The organism is Gryllotalpicola protaetiae, assembly GCF_003627055.1.
GTDB classification, from domain to species: domain Bacteria; phylum Actinomycetota; class Actinomycetes; order Actinomycetales; family Microbacteriaceae; genus Gryllotalpicola; species Gryllotalpicola protaetiae.
The window spans coordinates 2,206,394-2,231,646 of sequence record NZ_CP032624.1 but is presented as its reverse complement, the minus strand read 5'-3'; the positions used below and the strand labels follow the sequence as shown (position 1 = coordinate 2,231,646).

Here is a 25,253-nt window from a genome sequence, read left to right as displayed (position 1 = left end):
GCGGTCTGCTGGCCGCCCCATTTCCATACGTTTGCATAGAACTACGGATGCTCGGCAGATATTCCGCGACCTGTTGCGATGGCGCAGACCATCACGGCCACGCCCGTTCCGACCAGAGCGCCGCCGACCGTGTCGGTGAACCAGTGCGCCCCCACGTACGTCCGACAGACGGCCATGAGGAGCACATAGATCGTCGCGAGCACCGTCGCCCACGCGCGTCGGACGAAGAAGACGAGCACGGCCGCAGCGGTCGCCGCATTCGCCGTATGACCGGAGGGGAAAGATCCGAAATCGGAGATCACGAGCATGTGAGCCGGCCGCTCTCTGGCGAAGAGATGCTTCATGAGCTGCACGACGAGCCCGCTTGCGAGAGAGGCGCAGACGTAGACCAGCAGCGCGCGGTAGCGGCGTCGCACGAGAAGGACGACAGCGATCAGCAACGGCACGACCGCGATCCCGATGATGCCGCCGCCGATTGCGTCGAAGGTGAAGGCGACCGCATCGCCGACAGGCCCGCGCGTCGTCAGGATCCAGCGGGACCAGTGCGCGTCGAGCTCAAGCAGGTGGCTGTCTGCCTCGAGAGCGATGCCGAGGGCCGCGCCCGCTGCGATCAGCAGCGCACCCAGAGCGATCAGCGGCGTGCGCGCGGTGCGGGTCCCGTCGGCCATGCGACCATCTTGCCGGTCTCTCTGGTCGTTTCGGCTCGCCGTCTGGCAAGCCAGAGCCCGACGCCGACGATGACGAGGCCGAGGAGGGCCATAGGCCCGACGGGCGTGCCGAGGACGGGCCAGGAGGCGAACGCCGTCACAGCAGGCACTGCGAAGAGCAGCGTGCTGGCACCGGTGGCACCGCGCGACCTGATCAGCGCGAACAGCATCAGGGGCGCGACGACGCTTCCGGCGATCGCGAGCCAGACGAAGCTGCCGACCGCCTGGACTCCCCACGGGATCGCGAGCGCGCCCGCCAGCGGAGCCCACACCGCCATAACCACGGCGCCCGCGGCGGTCTCGACGGCGGCCTGCGCCGTCGGACCGCTCGCGGCACGCAGACGGCCATGAAGGAGCGTGCCCGCCGCGAGGCCGGCCAGCCCGAGCAGAGTCCACAGCAACGCGCCGGCGCTCGGCGGCTGCTCGACCCGGTCAGACAGGGTCACGACAACCCCGACGACGCCGAGGGCGATGCCGACCCAGCGGCGCCAGGTGAGCGTCTCCCACCTGAGCGCGGCCCCCGCTGCCGCGACGAGCAAGGGGGACGAGCACGCGATCAGCGCGACCGTGCCTGCCGGCATCCCCTCGGACAGGGCTGTGTACAGGCCGCCGAACTGAAGCGCGAACATCAGCACGCCGACACCGGCGAGACCCCAGAGCTCGCGGCCGCGCGGCCACGACTCCCGCCGGATCAGAGCGATGGCGCCGAGCGCGACGACGGCGAACACGAAACGCCAGAGCATCACTGTCAGCGGAGGCGTGACCGCGGTCGCCAGAGCGCCGACGACGTAGCCACTGCTCCAGAGCAGGATGAAGGCGATTCCGATCACATCGACGCGTAATGCTTTCACGCATTACACATTTGCACTCGCTTCGTAATACGTCAAACCATTACACTTGTGGTATGACGACTTTTCGCAGCGGCAATGGCGCCGCGTGGCTCGACCTCCTGTCGACGCGCGAGGGCCGCTATCGGGAGGCCGTGCGGCACGCCGACAGGATCAGCGCCCCGGACACGCTGCTGGCCTGGCTGGCGGCGAACGACCTTGAGCCGACCAGCGCAGTGACACCCGACGACGTGGAGCTCTTCGGCGCGGTGCGCGAGGCACTGCACCGCGCCGCCGTGAGCGCGCTGCACCATGAGCCGGCGTCTGCCGAGGACATCCGCATCCTCTCCGGTGCCCTGGGCGCCGATCGCGGCGTGCGGATCGAACGAGCCGCCGCCGGGCTGTCGCTGGCGCGGCCGGACACCGCGCGGGAAGCACTCGGACGGCTCACCCGCGCTGCCGTCGAAGACCTTGCTGGACCCCGCAGCGAACAGCTGCATGCCTGCGGCGACGACACCTGCGCCGGGATCTTCTTCGATCCCACCGGGCGCCGGCGGTGGTGCACCGACCAGTCATGCGGAAATCGCCTTCGCGTGCGCGCACACCGGAACAGGACCCGACAGAGTTCCTGAGCCTCCATTGGGGAGCGTCCCGCTACTGGGGGGTGGGGCAGTGGGACGCCCTACAGGAGGGAAACGCGAGGATCACTCGCACAGTCAGCAGATCAGAACAGCGGCCGTGGTGCAAGTCCCCCGCTCCAGGGCAGACAATACGTGCCCGGCGTTTTCAGCGGCCTCGTCCCGGGTACACGAGTGATGGAGGCTTTCGCCTTCCTCATTGAGATCCTGTCCCCAGCCGGATAGGGTGCCACTGATTTGTCACCTGCGGGGGCGGTAATGGATTCGGATCGGGGTGAGCCGACGTGGCTCAGGGCCACGATTCGCGGTGCCCTGATCGCGATGGCGGTCGGCGGCGGATTCTTCGTCCTGTCGCAGGCTCTGGCACCCTCTGAGGCGCATGCGGAGGCCCGTTCGAGCGCGGCTCAGGCCGGCTCGAGCGACTCTCTGCTCGGGCCGATCCTCACGGGCGCCGGCTCCACGCTCGGCTCGACGACGAGCACCGCAGATGGTGTCGTCGTCGGCGTCAGCACCACCGTGACCGCCGTCGCGACACCGGTCGACAGCACCATTTCGACCGTCGTGTCGACAACTGTGAACGCGCTTCCGGCCCCCGTTCAGACGCCGTTGACGCAGGTCGCGGCACCGGTCGCACGGGCCGTCACACACGTCGCCGCGCCCGTCACGCAGACCCTCTCGAACGTCGCTGCGACGAAGCCCGTCTCGTCGGTCCTCGGCACGGTCGCCGGCGCCGTCGACGGCGTCGTCTCCGACGTCGAGCAAGCGCCCGCGATCGGCGCTGTCGTCGGCGGAATCGCCGGTCAAGACCTGATCTCACACCTCACTTCACCCGCCGCAGCCGGCCTTGACGACGCCGTCGGCGACCTCGCGGGAACCGTCGGCACGACCGTGTCGCAGACCACCGACGCGGTGGCCTCCGGCGTCTCGGGCGACGGCCACGACGCGTCATCGCCGCCGATCACCGGCGGGCTCCTGCCGGGTGGCTCCGACAGCTCCGGGGCCGGCTCCGACCTCGGCCTGCTGGGCGGCGACGCTGGTGCTTCTGCGCTTTCCGGGGGCTCTGCAGCGGCCGCGTTCGGTCCGCTCGCCGGCAGCCTGTCGGGTCGTGGCACCACGGGTGTCGCCGCCGCTCGGACCGGATCCGCGGCGGCGGCGGTCGCAGCGTCCTTCACGGACCCTGCCCCTCCCGGCACACCTGGCGCGCCGGGCGGCCCGCAGTCGCCGCTGTCCAGCCTGAGCGCTACCTCCGTCGGCTCGGCGGCCGGAAGCCGTTCTGGTGGAAACGGGCCTGCGCAGGTGGCCGGTGCGCTGAGCGCCTTCGACTTCCCCGCGATCGCCGCGGGGTCTGGTTCTCACGTCGACGGAGACGCCCTGCCGGCGTCGCCCGTCTTCGAGAACGACTCCTCCCCTGACTAGGTAGGGCGTCGTCTGCCCGCTTGCCACCACCGGCGAGCGCGTGGCGGACAGACGCACCCATCGGGTCGTCCGCCATCGGCGGGTGATCCCTCCTACCCAGTCAAGGAGTTTTCTCAATGAAAGCCAATGCAGCAAGGGCGCTGTGGTTTGCAGTCGCCTTGGGGGGTCTGACCCTCGCGGGAGCCGCCGCGGCACATGCCGCCACCGGCGACCCGACAACGTCTACGTCTGATGCGTCGAACGCGCCAGGCACCGGGCCCGTCTCATCGCTCCTCGCGAACAACGGCCCCGTCGACGCATCAGCCGGCGACGGCGTCGTCGACAGCCTCGTCGGCACCGACACGGCCATCGCGCCGGTCACCGACGCCGTCAACCAAGCCACGGCGGGAACCTCGGTTCCCGACCTCGTGAACAGCCTTGTCGGTGCGGATTCCGCCGCAGCCGATGTCCCCGGGGACGGCAGCCTCGTGGACGGCGGGACTGTGGGCGACGCGGCGACCAACGTCGACAGCGTTCTCGGTGCGGCGAGCTCGGGCGGCGACGTGGCAGGCGCGCTGTCCGGCACCGTGTCCGGCGCCGTCAGCGACGTCAACACCACCCTGAACGACGCGCAGACCGACAGCTCGCAGCTGCTCGGCACCAGCGGCGTCGTGCCCGCCACGACGTCGAACGTCTCCGACACTGTCGGCGACCTGCTCTCCGGCGACCCGAATGCGGCAGGCGACGATCTCGCCACCACCGTGAATGACGCGCTCAACGGCACCGCGGACGCCACCGACTCGACCGGCCTCACGGACGACGCGCTGGCGGACACGCTGGGCGCCACCACGACCCCGGCCGGCGGCGCGTCTGCGGGCACGGACCCGATCGCGGGTGCGACCGACGACGGCGTCGTCGACTCGCTGCTCGGCGCCGACAACCCGGTCGACCAGGTCACCGACGGCGGCAACGTCCTCGAGGACCTCACCCAGGCCGACACGGGCACGCTCGACCAGACGGTCGGCGACCCGGTGGTCGACCCGCTGCTCGGCTCGGACAGTCCGCTCGACCCCGTGACCGGCGACGACTCGCCGCTCGCGGACGTGACCGGCGACGACTCGGCCCTGAACGACATCGCCGGTGACGGCGCGCTCGTCGAGGGCGGCCTCGTCGGCGACACCGCGACGGACGTCGACAACGTGCTCACGGACCTCGAGTCCGGCGGCGACGTCGTCGGCGATGTGACCGGCGCGGGCGGCCTGCTCGATGACGTCGTGACCGACACCGTCGGCACCGTGAACGATGCGCTCGCCGGCGTCGACCAGACCGCGGCCGACGCGGTCGCCGCGCTACAGTCCGACGATCCGATCGGCGGCCTTCAGGACGTCGTGAACTCCGACGTGACCACCCAGTCGGGCCTGCTCGACCCCGTGCTCACCGACGTTCTCGGCGACACCGACGCTGCGACCACTCCCGGTGGCGGCACCGACCCGGGCGACGGCACGAACCCCGGTGACGGCGGCAACCCCGGCGGCACCGATCCCGGTACCGGCGGCACCACTCCTGGCGGCGGCACGACTCCCGGAGACGGGACCAACCCCGGTGATGGCGGCAACCCCGGCGACGGGGGCAACGGGGACACCGAGACGACCGGTCTGATCACCGGCGCCGGCGTCCGCTCCGCGCCGCTCGCGCTCGACCCGGCAGCCGCGGCGGCCGCTGCGGGCGACCTCGCCACCACCGGCACGAACATCAGCGCCGGGCTGGCCTCCGCGCTCGCCCTGCTGATGATCGGCGCGGTCGCACTGCTGCTGCGCCGGAAGGAGCGGACCGCCGGCACTCCCCGCCGGTAGCCGCGTCCCTTGACTGGGGCCGACGCGGTCAGGAAGACGTGCCTGACCGCGTTGGCCCCATCGGCCATGCCTAGGCGACGGCGAAGAGGGCGGATGCCCCCACCGCGAGCGCTACGCCGAGGAGCTGCACCGGTGACAGCCGCTCGCGGGCGATGAGCCACGCGAGAAGCACCGTCGTCACGGGGTACAGATCGGTGAGCACCGTCACGACCGCGAGCTCGCCGCCGCGCAGCGCGACCACGAGCAACGTGTTCCCGATGCCGAGCAGCACACCGGACACGAGCGCCGGGAGCACGAGCGACAGGCCCCTGCGAGCGACAAGCACCGAGGCATCCGCCCCTGCGTCGAAGAACCGCAAGCCACGACCGAGCGGCGCGAACAGCCGCGCCGCGCTGAGCAGCACGGCCATCACGACGAAGCCGACGGCGCCTTCGAACACCGCGGGGATGAGACCGGCGTCATGCGGCGCGCGGTTCAGCGCGAGGATCGAGCAGCCGAACATCACACCGCCCGCGACGGCGAAGAGGCCCGCACGGAGGTTGGTGCGCTCCCCCGCGCCGAACCGCAGTGAGACGAGGGCGCCGCCCGCGACCGCGAGCACGATCGCGAGCCACGTCAGCCCGGACATCCGCTGCCCGATCACGACCGCCACGATCACCGGGACCGCGGATTCCACGGTGCCGACGACGGGGGTGGCGAGACTGATCGGCCCGGCGACCATCGCAGCGTAGAACGAGAGGGCGCCCGCGAGCGCCGCGAGGCCGGCGAGACCGCCCCAGAGGACAGCGCCAGGCGACCAGTGGCCGCCGGCGAAGAGCAGCGCGACGGCGCCGGTCACCATGGCCATGCCGTAGCCGACCAAGGTGGTGGGAGCGACACGCAGGCGGGCAGAGCTCACGCCGCCGTAGAAGTCGCCGAAGCCGTACGCGACAGACGAGGCGAGCGCGATGACGATCGTCGCGATCACTCGGTCTCCATTCGCGCTGCGCGCGCGCCGAACGACGAGGCGGCTGCGCGGCGCGTCAACTCTGGAGGATCGAGATGATGTTCCCTGACGGGTCGCGGAACCACCCGATGTCGGGCCCCTGCCCCACGGCCTTGCCGCGGACGATGCCGCTCTCGTCGTGCGGCAGGCCCTCGTAGCGCTCGAGCTCGACCCCCGCGGCCTGCAGCTCCGCGGCCGCCGCCGTGATGTCGGCGACCTCGAAGTTGAGTGCCGTGTAGCCGGCCGGGGTGAAGCTCGGCGACTCGTAGACGAAGAGGGTGCCCCCACCCGGCAACCGGAGGGTGAGCCCCGCAGGGTTCTCATCGACCGTGAGGCCGAGCTTGCCGCCGTAGAACTCCTTCGCGGCGGCGAGGCTGTCGACGCCGAGGCCGCTGAACGCGCCCGTGGATGTCAGCATGGGTTGGCTCCTTTGCTCGGCGTCAGTTTGCCGTCCGACGGGGGCGGCCGGAAGAGCTGCGCTTCTTGTCGACGCTGCGGCGCAGCGCCTCCATCAGGTCGACGACCTCGGCGCCCGCGCCCTCGTCCTCGCCCTCGGCCTCTTCGCCGAAGGTCGCGGCGGTGTCGACGGCGTCGCCCTTCTTAAGCTTCGCGTCGATGAGCTTCTGCAGCTCCTCCTGGTACTCGTCCCTGTAGTCCGCGGGGTTGAAGTCGGCCTCCAGGCTCTTCACGAGGGAGTCCGCGAGCTCTTGCTCCTTCGGGGTGACACGCGGAGGCTTGGCGAGAACCGAGAAGTCCGCGTCGCGCACCTCGTCGCCCCAGAGCAGCGACTGCAGCACCATGACCCCGTCGTCATGCACGCGCAGCGCCCCGAGGTGCGTCTTGTTGCGCAGAGCGAAGCGCACGATCGCGGTCCGGTCGGTGCGCTCGAGCGTCCGACGCAGCAGCACGTACGCCTTCACGCCGCCCTTCTCGGGTTCGAGGTAGTAGCTGCGCTCGAAGGTGATCGGATCGAGCTGGTCGGACGGCACGAACTCCACGACCTCGACGTCGTCGCGACTCGCCTCGGGCAAGGACTCGAGATCGTCGTCGTCGAGCACGACCGTGCGGTCGCCCGCGTCGTAGGCGTGATCGATGTGCTCGAACGGGATCACCTTGCCGCAGACATCGCAGCGGCGCTCGTAGTGGATCCGACCGCCGTCCTTGTCATGCACCTGGTGCAGCGCGATGTCGTGGTCGGCCGTCGCCGTGTAGATCTTCACCGGCACGCTGACGAGCCCGAATGAGATGGAACGCTTGCCGATTGCCCGCATGGAACCATCTGGCCCAAGCATCCGCTCGACTTCAACCCCCTAGAAGCCCGGTGCGCCGGGCCGTAGCCTGCGCGGGTGCCAGATTCTCGTAAGCAGCGGAAGAACGAACAGGTCGTGCAGGTCGACGGGCATCGCCTGACGCTCAGCAACCTCGACAAGGTGATGTACCCGGAGACCGGGACCACGAAGGGCGACGTGATCAGGTACTACACCGAGGTCGCACCGTACCTGCTGCCGTACGCGTCCGGCCGGCCCGTGACCCGCAAGCGCTGGGTAAACGGCGTCGGCACGGCCGAGAAACCGGGCATGGTCTTCTTCCAGAAGGACCTCGACGACTCGACGCCCGAGTGGGTCGCGCGGCAGATCATCCACCACAAGGACCACGACAACGCATACCCGCTGCTCGACGATGTCGCGACGCTCACCTGGCTCGCGCAGATCGCGTCGCTCGAGCTGCATGTGCCGCAGTGGAGATTCACGGATGCCGGCGAGCGCGGCAACCCGGACCGGATGGTGCTCGATCTGGACCCCGGCGAGGGCGTCGGCCTGCCCGAGTGCGTCGAGGTCGCCAAGCTGGTGCGCGCGGTGCTCGACGACATGGGGCTGTCGGCTGTACCCGTCACGAGCGGCAGCAAGGGGATACATCTCTATGCGCCGCTCGACGGGAAGTCGACCTCCGAGGAGGTCTCAGAGGTCGCGCACGAACTGGCCCGCTCGCTCGAGGCCGATCACCCCGACCTCGTCATCTCGACCATGAAGAAGGTCGACAGGCGCGGCAAGGTGATGCTCGACTGGAGCCAGAACAACGCGTCGAAGACCACGGTCACGCCGTACTCGCTGCGCGGGCGGTCACGGCCGTTCGTCGCGATGCCGCGGACGTGGCGGGAGATCACGTCAGGGCGGCTGCGACAGATCGAGCTGCACGAGGTGATGGGGCTGCTCAAGAAGAGAGGCGACGCCGCGGAACCCTTGATGCCGCGCGGCGCCGGCAAGCTCGCGGCCTACCGCAGCAAGCGCGACGCCGGGAAGACCCCGGAGCCCGTTCCGGAGGGCGAGCCACAGCCGGGCTCAGGGCGCTCGTTCGTGATCCAGAAGCACGCCGCGAGCAGACTGCACTACGACTTCCGCCTCGAACACGACGGCGTGCTGGTGAGCTGGGCGCTGCCGAAGGGCGTGCCTGAGCCCGGCGAGAAGAACCACCTCGCCGTGCACGTCGAGGACCACCCGCTCGAGTACGCGAGGTTCGCCGGCGACATTCCGAAGGGCGAGTACGGCGGCGGGCACGTCGACATCTGGGATCACGGCGAATACGACGTGGAGAAGTTCCGCGACGACGAGGTCATCGCGGTGCTGCACGGGCAGCCGCACGGCGGTCTCGGTGGCGAACCGGTCAAGGTCGCGCTGATCGCCACGCATCAGGGCGGCGATGAGAAGAACTGGCTGATCCACCGGATGGAACTGGATTCCAGAAAGAGGAAAGCACCGGCAAGGCATCCGTCGCCCAAGAAATCGACGCGCACCTACAAGCCGATGCTCGCGACGCTCGGCAGCGAGCGGTCGGTGCCCGACGATGACATCGCCGTCGAGATGAAGTGGGACGGGGTGCGCGTGCTCGCGTACGTGCGCGACGGGAAGACGCGGCTCGTGAGCCGCAACGGCATCGACATCACGACGACATACCCCGAGTTCGGCTCGCTCGCCGAGCGGACGGGCGGTCATGACGCGGTGCTCGACGGCGAGGTGATCGGGGTCGACAAGCGGGGGATTCCCGATTTCGGGCTGCTGCAGCAGCGCATGCGATTGACGAAGCCGGCCGACGTCGCACGGGTCGCGAAGGGCGTACCGGTGAAGTTCATGCTGTTCGACGTGCTCGAACTCGATGGCAGGGACGTCACGGACGAGAGCTACGACGAGCGGCGACGGATGCTGGAGGAATCCGTGCACTCGAAAGGCGACATCCTCGTGCCGCCCGCGTTCGACGGCACCGTCGCGGAAGGCCTGGCGCGGGCGCGCGAGCTGCGCCTCGAGGGCGTCATGGTGAAGAATCCCACCGCGCCGTACCGGCCGGGCAAGCGCTCGGAGGCGTGGATCAAGGTGAAGCTGCACCGCACGCAGGAGGTCGTCGTCGCCGGGTGGCGCCCCGGCAACGGCCGTCGCGCCGGCTCGGTGGGGTCGCTGCTGCTGGGGATTCCGGCGAAGGACGGGCTGCACTACGTGGGCCGCGTCGGCACGGGGTTCAACGACCGGGCGCTCGACGAGCTGTCGGCGCTCGCGAAGAAGCAGGCGCGGAAGACGACGCCGCTCGTCGACGTGCCTCGGGCCGACGCGAGCGACGCGCACTGGATGTCGCCGACTCTCGTCGGCGAGGTCGAGTTCGCCGAGTGGACGCGGGACGGCCGGCTGCGGCAGCCGTCGTGGCGCGGGCTGCGCCCCGACAAGGCGCCGTCGGACGTCGTGCGCGAGTCGTAGCCGCGTACGCGGTCGTCGAAAAGTGGGCTTATCCGACCTCTGTCGGCGACTTCGTGACGACCGAGGCGGGGGATTGGCGGTGGATCGGGCCCGACGCCTCAGCGAGCTCGCCGCCCGAGCCGCCCCAGCGCGCCGCGATGATCTGCGCGGCGATCGAGATCGCCGTCTCCTCCGGGGTACGGGCACCCAGGTCGAGGCCGATGGGGCTGCGCACCCTGGCGAGCTCGGCTTCCGTGAGCCCTGCCTCGAGCAGCCGGCGCTCGCGATCGTCATGGGTGCGCCGCGAGCCCATCGCCCCGACGTACGCGACCTCGGGGCCGCGCAGCGCCGTCATGAGCAGCGGCACGTCGAACTTCGGGTCGTGGGTCATCACGCAGATCACGGTGCGGCCGTCGATGCGACCGGCCTCGATCTCTCCCTCGAGGTAACGCGCCGGCCAGTCGACGACGACCTGGTCGACCTCGGGGAAGCGAGCGGGTGTCGCGAACACCGGGCGCGCGTCGCACACCGTGACGCGATAGCCGAGGTAGGTGCCGAGCCGAGCGAGCGCGGACGCGAAATCGATGGCCCCGAAGACGAGCATGCGCGGTGCGGGCGCGAAGCTGTTCACGAACACCCTCATGCCGGAGCCCATGCGCTCGCCCTCAGGCCCGAAACCCAGCGTCTCGGTGCGGCCCTGTGCCAGCATCCCCCGCACGTCGTCGCCGACGCGCATGTCGGCGACGGGCGAGCCGAGCGTGCCCTCGATCGAGTCGGGCCGCACGATGAGGCGCAGCCCCACCCGCGAGGCGTCGGGGTGCTCGATGATCGTCGCGACCGCGACGGGGCGGTCCGCCTCGAGATCGGCGGCGACGGATTCCAGCTCAGGGAACCGGGCCCGGGAGACCGGCTCCACGAACACGTCGATGATGCCGCCGCAACTGAGCCCCACGGCGAACGCATCGTCGTCGCTCACCCCGTAGCGCTCGAGCAGAGGGGCGGCACCGGTGATGGCATCCGTCGCCAATTCGTACACGGCGCCCTCGACGCACCCGCCGGACACCGAGCCTGCCGCCGCACCGTCGGCGGTGACGAGCATGGCGGCGCCCGGGTCGCGGGGCGCCGAGTTGAAGGTGCGCACGACCGTGACCAGCCCGGCGGTCTCCCCCGAGCGCCAGGCCCGCAGCAGCGGGTCGATCACATCGCGCATGGCTGTTCCTACTCCTTCTTCTCCCGATGGAACATCGAGCCGATCGCACCGACCATCAGCGACGCGCCGTTGATCGCGCCGCCCGCAGTCTCCCCCGTCGACGCGTCGCCCCCAGAGAGCATGCTCTGCAGGTTGCCGGCGAACACCTTCATGATCTGCTGCGACACCGTGTTGATCACACCTTTGCCCATCGCGGCCGCCTTGCCCGAGAGCGCGAGATCGCCGTGCACAACGCCGGTGGTCACTCCCTCGTCCTCGGTGAGCGTCACCGTCGCCGTGCCCTCGGCCGTTCCCTGCCCTGCCTTCTCCTGCCCCTTGCCCTTGAAGGTCGCGACATGCGCGGCGTCGTCGCGCGAGACGAGCTCGATCTGCCCGCGGTACTGCATGCTGAGCGGCCCGACCTTGACCTTCACGAGCCCCTTGTACGAGGTGTCGGAGAGCTTCTCGGTCAACTCGGCACCGGGTACCGCGGTGGCCACCCGTTCGACGTCCATCACCGTCGCCCACACCTCGTCGATCGGCGCCTCGACCTTGAAGCTGCTGTCCAGATCCATCACTCACGTCCTTCTCTTCTGATCCGTTTCGTCGTCCGCGATGACGCGGACGAGCTCCTGCAGCGCGGCGAAGCTGTGCCCGCTCACGAACGCGTCGCAGTACGGCAGCGCAGCTGCCATGCCGCCCGTGAGCGGCTGATAGCCGGGCGCCGCCTTGCGTGGGTTCACCCACACGATGCGGTGGGCGAGGCGCGCGAGGCGGGCCATCTGCCGCCCGATGTCTGCGGGGTCGTCCTGCGCCCACCCGTCCGAGATCACGACCACCACGGCGCCGCGCGCCGCGCCGCGCCTGCCGTGCTCGTCGATGAACGAGCGGATGCCGTCGGCGAGACGCGTGCCGCCCGCCCAGTCCTGCGCGCCGCCCGTGGCGCGATCGAGGGCGAGGTCGGGGTCGCGAACGGCGAGCTGGCGCGTGAGGCGGGTGAGCCGCGTCGCGAAGACGAAGGCCTCGGCGCGGCTCGTGACGACGGCGGCCTGCATGAAAGAGAGGAACGCGCGCGTGTACGGCTCCATCGACGCGGACACATCGCAGAGGATGACGAGCCGCCGGGGCGTCGGACGCGGGCTCGTGCGCAGCAGGCGCACGGGGTCGCCACCGGTGCGGTGCGCAGCGCGCAGGGTGCGGCGCAGGTCGAGGCGGTCGCGCTCGCGAGGCGAGCGACGCTCGCGGCGGCCGGGGCGCAGCGGCGTCGCGAGCACGAGCGCTTCGGCGAGGCGCCGCATACGGGCGAGCTCGTCTTCGTCGAGAGCGGCGAACGACGTCTCGTGCAGGCGCTCCTCCGGGCTCGTCGCGAGAAGCAGCGCATCGGTGCGGGCGGCGTTGTCGCCATCGCCGTCGCCGTCACCTGGCGACGCGGGCGGAGTCGGCCCGTCGCTCGTCTGCGTCGAGCTGGGGGCGAGCGGACGCCAGTCGACCGCCGTGCGACGACGGATCACGTCGGAGCTCGGGGCGTTCGGGTCGCCGCGCGAGTCGCTGAGGTCGGCGGCGCCGCCGAAGACGGCGTCGAACACCGCGTCGAAGCGCCGGAGCTGCTCGTGCGCGGTGACGAGCACCGCCCGGCTCGACCAGTACAGCTCGCTGCGCGTGCGCGGGGGGATGAGCCGCAGCGCCTCGACGAGCCACGCCGAACGGTCCGGCGTGACCGGCACACCCGCGCGGCGGAGCGCTGCGGCGAACGCCACGGAGAACGCTGCGGTGTCGACGGCGAAGGTGCGCGTGTCGGTGGGGGCGGCGGGCGGCTCAGGCATCCGTCGTCACCAGGTAGTCGGCACCGCGCGCGGCGACGAGCTCGAGGTCGTCGCGATTCTTGATCACCGCGCCCCAGGTGAGGGCGACGGATTCGTCATCGAGCCGACCCACGCCGAGGACCGTGAACGCGGAGACCCAGTCGATGAGCTCGGCGACGCCCGGCGGCTTCACGAGGTCGAGCGAGCGCAGCCGCGCGATCGCGGTCGCCGTCTGCACGACCAACGGCTCTGAGGCCGACGGCACCCGGCGGCGCACGATGTCGAGCACGCGCTGCGGGTCGGGGAAATCGATCCAGTGGTACAGGCAGCGACGGGTGAGCGCGTCGTGCAGCTCGCGCGTGCGGTTCGAGGTCAGGACCACGATCGGACGCTGCGCGCCGCGGATCGTGCCGAGCTCGGGGACCGTGACCGACCCCTCGGCCAGCGCCTCGAAGGTGAACGCCTCGAATTCGGCGTCGGCCCGGTCGATCTCGTCGAGCAGCAGCACCGCGGGGCGCGGGCCCGTGTGCTCGATCGCCTGAAGCAGCGGGCGGCGCAGGAGGTAGTCGGAGGTGAACAGGTCGTCGTCGGCGAGCGGCTCGTCGCGTGCCTCCGCGACGCGGATCGCGAGCAGCTGGCGCTGGTAGTTCCACTCGTAGAGGGCCTCGCCCGCGTCGATGCCCTCATAGCACTGCAGCCGGAAGAGGGGCGTGTCGAGCAGCGCGGCGAGCGACTTCGCCGCCTCGGTCTTGCCGACTCCCGCCTCGCCTTCGAGGAGCAGCGGCTGCCGCATGCGCACCGCGAGGAAGAGGGCGGTGAGCAGGCCGTCGTCGGCCAGGTAGCCCCCCGCGTCGAGCCCTGCGGCGAGCGCGGCGCGGTCGGGGACGAGCGCCTCGAGGGCGGCATCGGGCGCGCTCACAGGCACGCCGCCGGCTCCGCGGCCGGCCCTCCCACCGCGAGCAGCGCGCGGTAGTCCTCTTCCGTGTCGACGTCGCGCGGCACCGGCCCAGGGACCCGCACCCGCGCCACCGCCGCGCCGAGCCGGTCGACGAGCTTCCACACGCCGCGGTCGCCCCGCAGCGCGCCGAGCGCCGCGAACGTCGCGCGTGACAGGACGAACGGATGCCCGATGCCGTCGTCGTAGCGCGTCACTGCGATCGGCGCGCTGCCGCGCCCCGCGAGCACGGCGGCGATCGTCTCGGCGCGCACCCCCGGCTGATCGCCGAGCAGCATCACGACCCCGTCGATGTCGTCGCGCACCGCGGCGACCGCCGCCGCGATCGACGACGAACAGCCGCTCGTGTAGTCGTCGTTCATCACGACCTGGAAGCCGTCGGTGTCGACGACCGCGCGCACCTCATCCGCGTAGCCGCCGAGGGCGAGGATGCGCTGCCGGAACGGCAGCCCCCGCGCGAGATCGAGCACGGCGTCGAGCAGAACACCGTCGCCGTACGGCAGCAACTGCTTCGGGCGGCCCAGGCGGGACGAGCCGCCGGCTGCCAGCACGAGCGCCGCGAAGCGTGGCTCACGCGACGGCATAGGCACTCGGATCGCTGAGGAAGGCGGACTTGCAGCCGTCTGAGCAGAACCACACGGTCACGCCGTCGATCTCGGCGTGCGGCGTGGAGCCTGCGGCGACGACCGTCATGTGGCAGACGGGGTCGTGGGCTGTGGTGACGTGGCTCGCATCCGGCGCGTCGCCCAGCCGACCGGCGGCGACGTCGGATTCCTCCGTCGTCGACCGCACCTGCACGAGCTGGGCGAGCACCCCGAGCGCGATCTCGCCGGGCGCCGAGCCGCCGAGCCGCAGACCGGCGGGCGTGTGCACCCGCTGCCGCAGCTCGTCGGGCACGTTCAGCGAGCCGACGACGGCCGCACCGCGCTTGCCGCTCGCGACCAGGCCGATATAGGGGATGCCGGCGCTGAGCGCCCGCTCGAGCGCCGGCTCCTCTCCCCTCCCGTGCGAAGCGACGATCAGTGCGGCATCCGTCTCGCTCGGCTCCCACGACTCGCCGTCGGCGAGTTCCATCTCGAAGCCGACGTCTGCGCCGAGCCGGGCCAGCGCCTGCGCGACGGGCGAGCCGCCGACGACGACCACGTGCGCGGCGGGCACGATCGGCTCGAGGAACACGTCGATCGAGCCGCCGGACAGGCACGGGTTGTGCACCTCGACGGCGCCTTCGAGCTCGGTGCGCCCGACGTCGCCCGGCCGCACCTGCAGCAGCACCGGCTCGCCGGTCTCGAGCGCGTGCAGGCTGAACTCGCGAACGGATGCCTCGACGCACGTCCCCCCGACGAAGCCCGTCATCGCCCCGAGCGCGTCGACGACCGCCACGTCGCCTGCGCGGGCGCTCGTCGGGTGCTGGGTGCGCACGACGGTGGCGCGCACGAAGGCCTGGCGCTGCTCTTCGAGCTCGCGCTGCCGGGTGGTCACCGCCTGGAGCGCCGTCATCAGATCGGCGCCTTCGCGTGGCCCTGCATCGCATCCCAGACGCGCGCGGGCGTGCACGGCATGTCCATCGCGGTCACGCCGAGGGGGCGCAGCGCGTCGATGACCGAGTTGACGATCGCAGCGGGCGAGCCGACGGTCGCGGACTCGCCGATTCCCTTCGCGCCGATGGGATGGTGCGGCGACGGGGTGACGGTGAAGCCGGTCTCCCAGTCGGGCACCTCCATCGCGGTGGGGATCAGGTAGTCCATGAACGAGCCGCCGAGGTTGTTCCCGTCGGAGTCGAACTCGATGATCTCCATGAGCGCCATGCCGATGCCGTCGGTGAGGCCGCCGTGCACCTGCCCCTCGATGACCATCGGGTTGATGCGGGTGCCGCAGTCGTCGACGGCGAGGAAGCGGCGCACGGTCACCTTGCCGGTGTCCTTGTCGATGTCGGTGACGCAGAAGTAGGCGCCGTAGGGGTAGGTGAGGTTCGGCGGGTCGTAGGTGACCTCGGCGTCGAGGTTGCCGTCGACGCCGTCGGGCAGCTGCATGGTGCCGTGGGCCGCGAGGGCGATCTCCTGGATCGTCTTCCCCGCGCTCGGGTCGCCCTTGACGAACCAGCGACCCTTCTCCCACTCGAGGTCCTCAGGCCGGGTCTCGAGCATCGCCGCCGCGATGAGCCGCGCCTTGTCGCGCACCTTCCGCGTGACGAGCGCGACGGCCGCGCCGCTCACCGGGGTCGAGCGGCTGCCGTAGGTGCCGAGGCCGAACGGGGTGCGGTCGGTGTCGCCGTGCACCACCTCGATGTCCTCAGGGGGGATCCCGATCTCCTCCGCGACGATCTGGGCGAACGTCGTCTCGTGCGCCTGCCCCTGCGTCTGCACAGAGATGCGCACGACCGCCTTGCCCGTCGGGTGGATGCGCAGCTCCGCCCCGTCGGCCATTCCGAGCCCGAGGATGTCCATGTGCTTCCGGGGGCCGGCGCCGACGCCCTCCGTGAAGAACGAGATGCCGATGCCCATGAGCTCACCGCGCGTCCGTTTCTCCTGCTGCTCGCGGCGCAGCTCGTCGTAGCCGATCAGCTTCATGGCGTGCCGCATGGTCTTCTCGTACTCGCCGGAGTCGTACTCGAAGCCGGCCTTGTTGTCGTACGGGAAGGCGGACGCCGGAATGAAGTTCTTGAGCCGCAGCTCCGCCGGGTCCATGTCGAGCTCGATGGCGAGCCGGTCGATCATGCGCTCGACGAAGTAGACCGCCTCGGTGACGCGGAAGGAGCAGGCATACGCCACGCCGCCCGGCGCCTTGTTGGTGTAGACCGAGGTGACCTTGCCGTGCACGGCCTCCCACGTGTAGCTGCCGGGGAACAGGTTGAAGAAGCCCGCCGGGAACTTGGTCGGCTGGGCGACGCCGTTGAACGCGCCGTGGTCGGCGAGCACGTCGGCCCGCAGCCCCAGCAGCTTGCCGTCTCGGGTCGCCGCGATCTCGCCCTGCATGATGTAGTCGCGGGCGAACGACGTCGACATGAGGTTCTCCGAGCGGTCCTCCATCCACTTGACCGGATGCCCCGTGACGATCGACCCCACGATGGCGAGCACGTACCCCGGGTAGATGCCGACCTTGTTGCCGAAGCCGCCGCCGATGTCGGGCGAGATCAGGTGGATCTTGTGCTCGGGAATGCCCGAGACCATGGCGATCACCGTGCGGTGCGCGTGCGGCGCCTGGCTCGTCTCGTAGAGGGTCAGGTCGCCCGAGACCGGGTTGAAGTCGGCGACGGCGCCGCAGGTCTCCATCGGGGCCGGGTGCACGCGGGGGTACACGACCTCCTGCGTGACGACGACCTCGGCCTTCGCGAACACCGCGTCGGTCGCAGCCTTGTCGCCGCACTCCCAGTCCTGGATGTGGTTGTCCGTTCGACCCTCGAGGTCGTCGCGGATGAGCGGCGCGTCGGCGTCGAGCGCGTGCCGAGCGTCGACGAGCGGCGGCAGGATGTCGTACTCGACGTCGATCGACTCGAGCGCGTCGCGGGCGGCGTAGCGGTCGTCGGCGATGACGAACGCGACCTCCTGCCCCTGGAAGCGCACCTTGTCGGTCGCGAGCACGGCCTGCACGTCGTACGACAGCGTCGGGATCCAGGCGAGCTTCAGCGGTTCGAGGTCCTTGCCGGTCAGCACCGCGCGCACGCCGGGGCGGGCGAGCGCCTCGCTGACGTCGATCGAGACGATGCGCGCGTGGGCGACCGGCGACCGCAGGATCGCCCCGTGCAGCATCCCCGGCAGCACGACGTCGTCGGTGTAGTTGCCCTGGCCGCGCACGAAGCGCGGGTCCTCTTTGCGCTGCAGCCGGCCGAAGCCGACCGGACGGTCGGTGTCGCCCGCCGCGTGGTTGTGAGCGTGACCACGGCCGTGCTCGTAGCCGAGGTCGGCTGCGTCGACCTTCTCGCCGGTCTTCGGCTCGTCGATGATGGTCATGCGTGCGCCCCCTCGGTCTCGAGCTGTCCGTTGGTAGGGCCGCCGCCCGCGGCATCCGCGCCCTCATGCTCCGCCGCCCACTGCACGGCCCGCACGATCGTCGCGTAGCCCGTGCAGCGGCAGATCTGGCCCGAGATCGCCTCGCGGATCTCGCCCTCGCTGGGGTTCGGGCTGCGGTCGAGCAGGGCCCGGGCCGTGAGCATCATGCCGGGGGTGCAGAAACCGCACTGCAGCCCGTGCTCCTCCATAAAGCCCTGTTGGATCGGGTCGAGCTGCCCGCCCTGCTCGAGGCCCTCCACCGTCTTCACGGTGTGTCCGTCGGCCATCGCGGCGAGCACCGTGCACGACTTCACCGGCTCGCCGTCGAGCTGCACGACGCAGGTGCCGCAGTTGGACGTGTCGCAGCCCCAGTGGGTGCCCGTGAGCCCCAGGTCCTCGCGCAGGAAGTGCACGAGCAGCACCCGCGGCTCGATGTCGCGCTCGACCTCGCTGCCGTTGACCGTCATCGTCACATGCATCGTCATGCTCCTGTTGTCTGAATTCTCGCGATGGAGCGCCTCACAACTCGCTGGGTGAGCGCGTCGGCGAGGTGGCGCTTGTATTCCTCCGAGCCGCGCTGGTCGGCGAGCGGCTCGGCTGCGCGCGCGGCCGCCTGCCCGGCTTGGGCGATCAACTCATCAGACGGATGCCTGCCGCGCAGCACCGCCTCCGCGTCGGCCACCCTCGTCTCTACCCCCACCGCGGTCAGCCCGATCGCGATGTCGGCGATCGTGCCGTCCTCGGCGAGCGTCACGCCGGCGCCGGCCGCCGCCACGGCCCAGTCGCCGACGCGACGCTCGACCTTCTCGTAGGCGCTGGAGCTCCGCTCGCGGATCGGGAGCCGCACCTCGGTCAGCATCTCGTCGAACTCGACCGCGGTCTCGTACGGGCCGCGGTGGAAGTCCTCCATGCCGATCACCCGGTCGCCGTTCGCGCCGTGGATCACGGCCTCTGCGCCGAGCACCGTGCAGACGGTCGAGAGGTCCTCGGCGGGGTCCGCTTGACACAGCGACCCGCCGATGGTCCCGCGGTTGCGCACGACCGGGTCGGCGACGACGCGTTCGGCGTCCGTGATGATCGGGAACAGCGCGCGCACCTCGTCGGAATCGAGCAGCGTGCGGTGGCGGGTGAGCGCGCCGATCCGCAGCCGGTTGCCGTCGCGGCGGATGAAGTCGAGCTCGTCGAGTGCGTTGATGTCGATCAGCCACTCCGGTCGGGCCAACCGCAGCTTCATCATCGGAAGCAGGCTGTGGCCGCCGGCGATCAGCCGGGCATCCTCGCCGTACCGTGCGAGCAACGCGACCGCCTCATCGACGCTCGCCGCCCTCGCATAGTCGAACGGCGCCGGAATCTGCATGGCGGTCCCCTTTCGTCGCTGCGCTGCGAGCGGACCAACCGCCTGGTTCGCTGCGGCATACGTTGCCCCCGGCGAATGGGAGTGTCAACATCGACATAAGCGAAGGGTTATCAGGCTGTGGCAATGACGCTGAGCCAGCTGCGGACGTTCGCTCTCGTGGCCCGCCTCGGGTCGCTTCGAGCCGCCGCAGCCGCTCTCGGGATCAGTGAGCCGGCGGTGTCGTCGGCCGTCGCCGCCCTGCGCGCCGAGCTGCGCGACCCGCTGTTCCGGCGCTCGTCGACGGGCATCACGCTGACCCCCGGTGGGCGGGCGCTCGCCGAGCGCGCGGGCGAGATGGTGGGGCTCGCCGAGGCGACGCGGCGCGATGTCGCGCACGCGGGAACGTCCGGGTCCGAGCTGCGCGTGCTCGCGACGGCGGCGTTCGCCGAGCATGCGGCCGGAAGGGTGTTCGACCTGTTCGGCAAGTGGATGAAGTCCGACTCCGTCGACGTGATCGTCGAGGTCGCCGACGACATCGCGACGCTGCTGCGCGAGCGCGCCTACGACATCGCGCTCGGCGCGCGGCCCGCACTTGCGGCGAGCGCCGGGCTCGAGGTGGTGCCGTTCTTCAAGTACCAGCGCGTGATGGTGGTCTCGCGCAGGCATCCGCTCGCCGCTTCTCGCGGACCCGTGCCGCTCGCACGCCTGCTCGCCGTGCCGTGGTTCGCCGGGCCCGGCAGTTTCGAGCCGTCGACGGAGGAGGGCCGCTGGTTCGGCCGGCTGCCCGCGCTGCCCGAGGTGGTCGAGCTGACGAGTGAGACGGATGCCCTGGCGGCCGTCGCCGGCGGCGAGGGCGTCATGCTCGCGCTGCGTCACGTGGCCGGGCGGCGGGTCGCGGAGCCTCCGGCAGGTGCGGGCGCAGCCGCGGGGCCGGATGCCGGCGACGCCGACCTCGTGCGCCTCACGGTCGCCGACACCCCGATCGCCGGCATGTGGTGGGCGACGACGCTCGACGGCGGCCGGGCGACCGCGGAATCGCGCTCGCTGCAACGTTTCGTGACGACGGCCGCGGCGACGACCGCGATCGTGTCCCAGACGGGTTCGCGCGGACTGTCGCGCCGCGGCAACAAGTTCCACGTCGCGCTGTGGAGCTGACCGGGATGGCGCACGCGGTGTGAGAATCGAGGAATGGCCGACCTCGCCCGATACTCCCGCCAGCTGATGCTGCCCGGCTTCGGCGCGGGCGGGCAGGCCGCGCTCGGCTCGGCGCGGGTGCTCGTGATCGGCGCAGGCGGTCTCGGCAGCGCGGTGCTGCCGCAGCTCGCCGCGATGGGCGTCGGCACGATCGGCATCGTCGACGACGACGTGGTCGACACGACGAACCTGCACCGCCAGACGCTCTATGCGCCGTACGACGTCGGCGCCCCGAAGGCGGCGCGCGCCGCCGCCCGGCTGCGCGAGCTGAACCCCGAGGTGACCGTGCGGGCGCACCTCGACCGGCTGTCGTCGGCGAACGCGCTCGAGCTGTTCGGCGCCTACGACCTCGTGGTCGACGGCAGCGACAACTTCCCGACGAGGTATCTCGTCGACGACGCGGCGACGCTCGCCGGCATCCCGTCGGTGTGGGGCGCCGTGCACCAGTTCGGCGGCCAGGTCGGCATCTCGTGGGACGCGCAGGGCCCGACCTACCGCGACCTGTTCCCCGTGCCGCCCGAGCCGGGCACCGTGCCGTCGTGCGCCGAGGCCGGAGTGCTGCCCTCTGTGTGCGCCGTGGTCGGCGGGCTGCTCGTGTCAGAGGCCGTCAAGCTGATCACCGGGATCGGGTCGCCGCTGCTCGGCCGCGTGGTCGCGTACGATGCGCGCGGCGGCGGATTCCGCGAGCTTTCGTATGACCGCGACCCCGAGCGGATGCCCGTGGGCGAGCTCATCGACTACGAACGGTTCTGCGGGCTGGCGCCCGCTCAGGAAGAAACGGACTCAGCTGACATGGCCTCACCCGACGACGTCCCCGATGAGATCACCCCGGCGGCGCTCGCCGCGCTGCGCGAGGGCGGCGAGGCGTTCCAGCTCGTCGACGTCCGGCAGCCGTGGGAGGCAGAGCTCGCTTCGATCGACGGTGCCGTGCTGATCCCGCTGCGAGACCTTCCGGCGCGATGGCAGGAGCTCGACCCTGCGGCGCCGACGGTGATCTACTGCCACTCCGGCGTCCGCTCGGCGCAGGCCCGCGACCTGCTGCGCTCGATCGACTTCGAGAACGCGACCTCGCTCGCGGGCGGCATCGACGCGTGGTCCCGCGAGGTCGACGCGTCGATTCCGAGGTACTAGCCGCCGGCGAAGGGCGGGAGCACGTCGACCGTGCCCGACAGGGCCGTGTCGCGTGCGCGGCGCACGACGCCGCCGACGAGGAACGAGCCCGAGCGCAGAATCCGCCGCATCGGCTCGCCGTAACGCTCGAGCAGGGCGTCCTGCAGGGCACCGAGCGTCGCCGGCTCGACGGTCACAGGCTCGGTCTCGACCCCGGTCGCCTCAGCCGCCGCGGCGAAGTAGCGCACCTGGATTACAACAGGCACAGCCTCAGCCACCGATCGCCCCCATCGACCGCACTGGCGGCTCGAACCCGGGCAGCGCGATGCCGTGCCCTGCCTGCTTGTTCCACATCGCCGCGCGCCAGAAGTCCGCGAGGTCGGCGTCCGTCCCACCGCCCCGCAGCAGCGCACGCAGGTCGGTCTCGTCGTCGCCGAACAGGCACGAGCGCACCGTGCCCTCCGCCGTGATGCGGGTGCGGTCGCACGACTCGCAGAACGTGCGCGTCACGGAGGCGATGATGCCGAGCGTGGCGGGGCCGCCGTCGACGAGCCACTCCTCGGCGGGCGATGACGGGTCGTCACGGCCGATCTCGGTGAGCTCGAAGTGCTCGCTCAGCACGGCGATGAGGTCGGCCGCGGTGACCATGTGGTCGCGGGCCCAGTTGTGGTCGGCATCCAACGGCATCTGCTCGATGTAGCGCAGCTGCGCGCCGTTCTCGAGCGCCCATGCGAGCAGCTGCGGAGCGTCGCCGAGCGTCTCGCGCATCATCACGGCGTTGAGCTTCAGCGGCGAGATGCCGGCTTTCTTTGCTGCGCGGATGCCTGCGAGCACCGACTCGAGACGATCGCGTCGCGTCAGCTTCGCGAAGTGCTCGGGGTTCACCGTGTCGAGGGAGATGTTGACTCGATCGAGGCCTGCGGCGAGCAGCGCCGGCAGGCGGTGGTCGAGGCCGATGCCGTTGGTCGTGATCGAGAACTCGGCGCTCGGCGCGGCGGCGCGGCTCTCCGCGATGATGTCGACGAGGTCGGCGCGCATCAGCGGCTCACCGCCCGTGAAGCGCACCTCGCGGATGCCGAGCTCACGCACGGCGACGCCGACGAGGCGCCCGATCTCCGGTGCGGTGAGCAGGTCGTCGCGCGCAATGGTCGGCAGCCCCTGCTCGGGCATGCAGTAGGTGCAGCGCAGCGAGCACTTCTCGGTGACCGAGACGCGCAGGTCGTGCGCGACCCGCCCGAAGCGGTCGATGAGCTCAGGGGTGTCGGGGCGGCCCGCGGTGGGCGGCAGAGCGCGGGGGTCGCGTCGCAGCTGCGGCATCCCCAGCGCAATCGACGTCATGTGGGCCACCATAACCCGGCGTGCGCACGCGTGCGCGGGGGAAGTGACGTGTGCGCATGAGACGCGTCTCGCGCGGAAGCGTCGTTTCACCCGCGCACGCGGATTAGCCTGGGGCGCGTGACCGATTCGCGAACGGATGCCGCACCCGAGGTCCTCAGCGGGATCAGCGCCGAGCCGATCGCCATCGACGAGGTCGAGGCGTTCGTGCGGGCATCCGGCAACGGTGCCGTCGTGAGCTTCGCCGGAGTCGTGCGCGACCACGACGGCGGCCGAGATGTGAGCGCACTCGAATACCAGGCGCACCCTGAGGCCGAGCGGTTCATCGCCGAGTGCTGCCGCGAGGTCGCCGCCTCGACCGGGCTGCGAGTCGCCGCGATTCATCGGGTCGGCTCGCTCGAGATCGGCGACACCGCGCTCGTCGCCGCCGTCGCCGCGCCCCATCGGCGCGAGGCGTTCGAGGCGTGCGCCGAGCTCGTCGAGCAGATCAAGCACCGCGTGCCGATCTGGAAACGGCAGCGGTTCGCCGATGGTGTCAGCGAGTGGGTCGGGCTCTAGGCGATCTGGGGCAGCTTCGCGAGGGCGTCCTCGACCGCAACCCACGAGAGCATCGCGCACTTGACGCGGGCAACGTAGCGCGAGGCGCCGCCGAGCACGACGGCGTCGCCGAGCAACTCCTCGTCGCCCTCGATCGCGCCGCGCGAGCGCATCATCTCGCGGAACTCACCGATGCGGTGGGTGAGATCGGCGGCCGCCAGGTCGACGACGAGATCGGAGAGCAGCGAGGCCGACGCCTGCGAGATGGCGCAGCCGTGGCCTTCCCAGCTGATCGACTCGACCCGGTCGCCGGCGGCGTTCACGTGCAGCTGCACGGTGACCTCGTCGCCGCACGTCGGGTTCAGCTGGTGCGACTCCGCCGCGGCGCCGTCGCGCAGCCCGAAGTGGTGGGGCGCGCGGGCGTGATCCATGATCGTCTCGCGGTAGAGGTCTTCGAGGTCGTCGCTCACCCTCTCAGGCTACGTCGACCGTGCACATCGCGCCTGCCCGGTCGCAGGCGGCGTCAGAGGCTGCGGCGGCGAGAAGCCTGAGAGGATTCGTCACATGAGCGACTCACTCGTGCTGGGCCTCGACACTTTCGGCGACGTGCTCGAAGACGACGACGGCAGTACGAAGACGTATGCGGCAAGCATCCGCGACATCGTCGATCACGCCGTGATCGCCGATCAGGCCGGGGTCGACGCGATCACCCTCGGCGAGCACCACCGGCCGGAGTTCGCGATCAGCTCGCCCGAGATCGTGCTCGCGACGATCGCCGGGCGCACCTCGCGCATCAAGCTGGGCACGGGCGTCACGGTGCTGTCGTCCGATGACCCCGTGCGTGTGTTCGAGCGCTTCGCGACGCTCGACGCGGTCTCGAACGGGCGCGCCGAAGTGATCATGGGGCGCGGCTCGTTCATCGAGTCGTTCCCGCTCTTCGGCTACGACCTGGCCGACTACGAGCTGCTCTTCGAGGAGAAGCTCGGGCTGTGGGCGAAGCTGCTCACCGAGCAGCCGGTGACCTGGCGTGGGAAGACGCGCGCGCCGCTCACCGACGCCGACGTCTACCCCAAGACCGAGAACGGGTTGACCACCTATGTCGGGGTGGGCGGGTCGCCCGAGTCCGTGATCCGTACGGCGAGATACGGATTCCGGCTCATGCTCGCCATCATCGGCGGGGCGCCCGGGCGGTTCCGGCCGTACATCGACCTCTACCACCGCGCCGTCGCCGAGCTGGGGCAGCCGGCCGAGCCGGTCGGGGTGCACTCCCCCGGCTTCATCGCCGACACCGATGAGGAGGCGAAGGAGCTCCTGTTCCCTCGCTTCAAGCGCGTGCGCGACAAGATCGGGGCCGAGCGCGGCTGGGCGGGCGAGGTGACGCGCGAGCACTTCGAGCAGGAGGCTGCGGCGGGGTCGGTCTACGTCGGCTCGCCCGAGACGGTCGCGCGACGCATCGCCGCGACCGTGCGCGAGCTCGGCGTGCAGCGCTTCGACCTGCTTTACACCTCGGGTTCGGTGCCGGCTTCGGCCGCGGCGCACGCCGTCGAGCTGTACGGCACGAAGGTGATCCCGATGGTGCGGGATATTCTCTCCAGCTGACCCCCCTCGGTCGTCACAAAGTCACCCGATCAGAGCGCCTTCGCTGACTAACTGACGACCGGGCGCGGAGCGGGCCTGCCAGTCGT

General features: G+C 70.9%; 25 protein-coding genes. 8 read left to right on the top strand and 17 right to left on the bottom strand.

Annotation, left to right across the window (positions count from 1 at the left end; translation table 11 throughout):
• Nucleotides 1–41: 41 nt before the first annotated feature.
• Together D7I44_RS10925 and D7I44_RS10920 are read right to left on the bottom strand one after the other, a co-directional pair.
• Entirely contained in the window at nucleotides 42–668 is a 627-nt protein-coding gene (locus tag D7I44_RS10925) for a phosphatase PAP2 family protein (protein WP_120789527.1), read from the bottom strand.
• The gene (locus D7I44_RS10920; protein ID WP_120789526.1) at nucleotides 632–1,558 is read right to left on the bottom strand and encodes a DMT family transporter; all 927 of its coding nucleotides are present in this window, start codon (nucleotides 1,556–1,558) and stop codon (nucleotides 632–634) included. The genes D7I44_RS10925 and D7I44_RS10920 overlap by 37 nt, the downstream gene beginning before the upstream one ends.
• A 53-nt stretch (nucleotides 1,559–1,611) precedes the next feature.
• Here D7I44_RS10920 and D7I44_RS10915 point away from each other — a divergent pair, with 53 nt between their 5' ends.
• From D7I44_RS10915 to D7I44_RS10905, 3 genes are all read left to right on the top strand, one after another.
• Nucleotides 1,612–2,166: a CGNR zinc finger domain-containing protein gene (locus D7I44_RS10915; protein WP_162940222.1), complete on the top strand. Its 555-nt coding sequence runs from the start codon at nucleotides 1,612–1,614 to the stop codon at nucleotides 2,164–2,166.
• Nucleotides 2,167–2,430: 264 nt separating this feature from the next.
• On the top strand, nucleotides 2,431–3,588 hold the full coding sequence (locus D7I44_RS10910; RefSeq protein WP_120789524.1) for a hypothetical protein: 1,158 nt from the start codon (nucleotides 2,431–2,433) through the stop codon (nucleotides 3,586–3,588).
• Between the two features lie 116 nt (nucleotides 3,589–3,704).
• Nucleotides 3,705–5,420, top strand: a complete 1,716-nt coding sequence (locus tag D7I44_RS10905; RefSeq protein WP_162940221.1) for a beta strand repeat-containing protein — start codon at nucleotides 3,705–3,707, stop codon at nucleotides 5,418–5,420.
• A gap of 70 nt (nucleotides 5,421–5,490) precedes the next feature.
• Here the strand turns inward: D7I44_RS10905 and D7I44_RS10900 are convergent, their stop codons facing one another.
• Genes D7I44_RS10900 through ku form a run of 3 tightly spaced genes read right to left on the bottom strand, consistent with a single transcriptional unit; the run spans nucleotide 5,491 to nucleotide 7,676 of the window.
• Nucleotides 5,491–6,387, bottom strand: a complete 897-nt coding sequence (locus D7I44_RS10900) for a DMT family transporter (protein ID WP_120789522.1) — start codon at nucleotides 6,385–6,387, stop codon at nucleotides 5,491–5,493.
• Between the two features lie 55 nt (nucleotides 6,388–6,442).
• Nucleotides 6,443–6,823, bottom strand: a complete 381-nt coding sequence (locus D7I44_RS10895) for a VOC family protein (RefSeq protein WP_120789521.1) — start codon at nucleotides 6,821–6,823, stop codon at nucleotides 6,443–6,445.
• Between the two features lie 22 nt (nucleotides 6,824–6,845).
• The gene (ku, locus tag D7I44_RS10890; RefSeq protein WP_120789520.1) at nucleotides 6,846–7,676 is read right to left on the bottom strand and encodes a non-homologous end joining protein Ku; all 831 of its coding nucleotides are present in this window, start codon (nucleotides 7,674–7,676) and stop codon (nucleotides 6,846–6,848) included.
• A 75-nt stretch (nucleotides 7,677–7,751) separates the two neighbouring features.
• Between ku and D7I44_RS10885 the strand changes: the two genes are divergently transcribed.
• Nucleotides 7,752–10,145 (top strand): ATP-dependent DNA ligase, encoded by a 2,394-nt coding sequence (locus tag D7I44_RS10885; RefSeq protein WP_245979539.1) that lies wholly within the window; start codon nucleotides 7,752–7,754, stop codon nucleotides 10,143–10,145.
• A gap of 28 nt (nucleotides 10,146–10,173) precedes the next feature.
• On the opposite strand, the gene D7I44_RS10880 is transcribed toward D7I44_RS10885, so the two are convergent.
• From D7I44_RS10880 to D7I44_RS10840, 9 genes are read right to left on the bottom strand one after another with little or no spacing between them, the layout of a single operon-like run.
• Nucleotides 10,174–11,334, bottom strand: a complete 1,161-nt coding sequence (locus D7I44_RS10880) for an XdhC family protein (RefSeq protein WP_120789518.1) — start codon at nucleotides 11,332–11,334, stop codon at nucleotides 10,174–10,176.
• An 8-nt stretch (nucleotides 11,335–11,342) separates the two neighbouring features.
• Nucleotides 11,343–11,888 (bottom strand): SRPBCC family protein, encoded by a 546-nt coding sequence (locus D7I44_RS10875; RefSeq protein WP_120789517.1) that lies wholly within the window; start codon nucleotides 11,886–11,888, stop codon nucleotides 11,343–11,345.
• 3 nt (nucleotides 11,889–11,891) lie between these two features.
• Nucleotides 11,892–13,136: a vWA domain-containing protein gene (locus tag D7I44_RS10870; protein WP_120789516.1), complete on the bottom strand. Its 1,245-nt coding sequence runs from the start codon at nucleotides 13,134–13,136 to the stop codon at nucleotides 11,892–11,894.
• Nucleotides 13,129–14,040, bottom strand: a complete 912-nt coding sequence (locus D7I44_RS10865) for an AAA family ATPase (protein WP_245979538.1) — start codon at nucleotides 14,038–14,040, stop codon at nucleotides 13,129–13,131. Before D7I44_RS10865 ends, D7I44_RS10870 begins: the two co-directional genes overlap by 8 nt.
• Nucleotides 14,031–14,654 carry a nucleotidyltransferase family protein gene (locus tag D7I44_RS10860; protein ID WP_120789515.1) on the bottom strand — a complete coding sequence of 208 codons (624 nt, stop codon included), beginning with the start codon at nucleotides 14,652–14,654 and terminating at the stop codon, nucleotides 14,031–14,033. Before D7I44_RS10860 ends, D7I44_RS10865 begins: the two co-directional genes overlap by 10 nt.
• On the bottom strand, nucleotides 14,641–15,567 hold the full coding sequence (locus D7I44_RS10855) for an XdhC family protein (protein WP_120789514.1): 927 nt from the start codon (nucleotides 15,565–15,567) through the stop codon (nucleotides 14,641–14,643). The genes D7I44_RS10860 and D7I44_RS10855 overlap by 14 nt, the downstream gene beginning before the upstream one ends.
• On the bottom strand, nucleotides 15,567–18,017 hold the full coding sequence (locus D7I44_RS10850) for an aerobic carbon-monoxide dehydrogenase large subunit (RefSeq protein ID WP_120789513.1): 2,451 nt from the start codon (nucleotides 18,015–18,017) through the stop codon (nucleotides 15,567–15,569). Before D7I44_RS10850 ends, D7I44_RS10855 begins: the two co-directional genes overlap by 1 nt.
• Entirely contained in the window at nucleotides 18,014–18,541 is a 528-nt protein-coding gene (locus D7I44_RS10845) for a (2Fe-2S)-binding protein (RefSeq protein ID WP_245979537.1), read from the bottom strand. Before D7I44_RS10845 ends, D7I44_RS10850 begins: the two co-directional genes overlap by 4 nt.
• Complete coding sequence (locus D7I44_RS10840) at nucleotides 18,538–19,413, bottom strand: FAD binding domain-containing protein (RefSeq protein ID WP_120789512.1); 876 nt, start codon at nucleotides 19,411–19,413, stop codon at nucleotides 18,538–18,540. The genes D7I44_RS10845 and D7I44_RS10840 overlap by 4 nt, the downstream gene beginning before the upstream one ends.
• A gap of 123 nt (nucleotides 19,414–19,536) precedes the next feature.
• On the opposite strand from D7I44_RS10840, the gene D7I44_RS10835 reads away from it, so the two are divergent.
• Both D7I44_RS10835 and D7I44_RS10830 read left to right on the top strand, forming a co-directional pair.
• Nucleotides 19,537–20,547, top strand: coding sequence for a LysR family transcriptional regulator (locus D7I44_RS10835; RefSeq protein ID WP_120789511.1), 1,011 nt, complete (start codon nucleotides 19,537–19,539; stop codon nucleotides 20,545–20,547).
• A gap of 33 nt (nucleotides 20,548–20,580) precedes the next feature.
• Entirely contained in the window at nucleotides 20,581–21,717 is a 1,137-nt protein-coding gene (locus D7I44_RS10830) for a ThiF family adenylyltransferase (protein WP_120789510.1), read from the top strand.
• Here the strand turns inward: D7I44_RS10830 and D7I44_RS10825 are convergent.
• Both D7I44_RS10825 and moaA read right to left on the bottom strand, forming a co-directional pair.
• A complete protein-coding gene (locus D7I44_RS10825; protein WP_245979536.1) occupies nucleotides 21,714–21,974 on the bottom strand; it encodes a MoaD/ThiS family protein in 261 nt (86 codons plus the stop codon). The genes D7I44_RS10830 and D7I44_RS10825 overlap by 4 nt on opposite strands.
• Nucleotides 21,967–23,034: a GTP 3',8-cyclase MoaA gene (gene moaA / locus D7I44_RS10820; RefSeq protein WP_120789509.1), complete on the bottom strand. Its 1,068-nt coding sequence runs from the start codon at nucleotides 23,032–23,034 to the stop codon at nucleotides 21,967–21,969. Before moaA ends, D7I44_RS10825 begins: the two co-directional genes overlap by 8 nt.
• 117 nt (nucleotides 23,035–23,151) lie before the next feature.
• Here moaA and D7I44_RS10815 point away from each other — a divergent pair, with 117 nt between their 5' ends.
• Nucleotides 23,152–23,589: a molybdenum cofactor biosynthesis protein MoaE gene (locus D7I44_RS10815; RefSeq protein WP_120789508.1), complete on the top strand. Its 438-nt coding sequence runs from the start codon at nucleotides 23,152–23,154 to the stop codon at nucleotides 23,587–23,589.
• Here the strand turns inward: D7I44_RS10815 and sufU are convergent.
• Nucleotides 23,586–23,999: a Fe-S cluster assembly sulfur transfer protein SufU gene (gene sufU / locus D7I44_RS10810; protein ID WP_120790906.1), complete on the bottom strand. Its 414-nt coding sequence runs from the start codon at nucleotides 23,997–23,999 to the stop codon at nucleotides 23,586–23,588. The genes D7I44_RS10815 and sufU overlap by 4 nt on opposite strands.
• 133 nt (nucleotides 24,000–24,132) lie before the next feature.
• On the opposite strand from sufU, the gene D7I44_RS10805 reads away from it, so the two are divergent.
• Complete coding sequence (locus D7I44_RS10805; protein WP_120789507.1) at nucleotides 24,133–25,167, top strand: LLM class flavin-dependent oxidoreductase; 1,035 nt, start codon at nucleotides 24,133–24,135, stop codon at nucleotides 25,165–25,167.
• Nucleotides 25,168–25,253 lie beyond the last annotated feature (86 nt).